The organism is Bradyrhizobium sp. BRP56 (assembly GCF_020194035.1).
GTDB lineage: Bacteria > Pseudomonadota > Alphaproteobacteria > Rhizobiales > Xanthobacteraceae > Bradyrhizobium > Bradyrhizobium australafricanum.
The window spans coordinates 1-464 of the sequence record NZ_JADYVV010000198.1; the positions used below are offsets into that span (position 1 = coordinate 1).

1 protein-coding gene is annotated in these 464 nt (G+C 56.5%); it reads right to left on the minus strand.

Translation table 11 applies throughout. The annotated features are described in order from the left end of the window. The coding region (locus I6F38_RS43350; RefSeq protein WP_225164710.1) for an AMP-binding protein at window positions 1–282 on the minus strand (282 nt) is incomplete at its 3' end. Window positions 283–464: the final 182 nt, after the last annotated feature.

Genomic DNA, 464 nt, shown 5'->3' on the forward strand with positions numbered 1-464 from the left:
GTGGCACACCGAGCCCGAACCGGAGACGCCGTAATAGATTTCAAGGTGGCGATAGCCGTTCCAGGCCAGCGTACCCACACGCTCTCCGGGCTGCACACCGAGTGCGGCCAGCGCATTTGCCAGTTGCTTGGAGCGGTCTCGCACTTGCCGGTACGTGGTGCGATGGATATCGCCCTCGACACGGCGCGACACGACTTCAGTCGAACCGGAATTGCGCGCTGCATGTTCGATGATGGTCGAGATGAGCAACGGAGTGCTCATCATTTGTCCCATCAGGGCCATGGTGTCTCCTAGAAAAAACTGAACAACCGTTCTATTTTTTGGCCGATTGTTCCCGTGATCGTCAAGCACGTCAACGGGATATTGTTGTGCGCTGCCACATCGGCCCCCATGTTTACCCGGCCATCTGAAAAATCCTGCGAATCGTTGTGGTGCAAGGGTTCGCAGGCTGCAGCTTTTTTTAC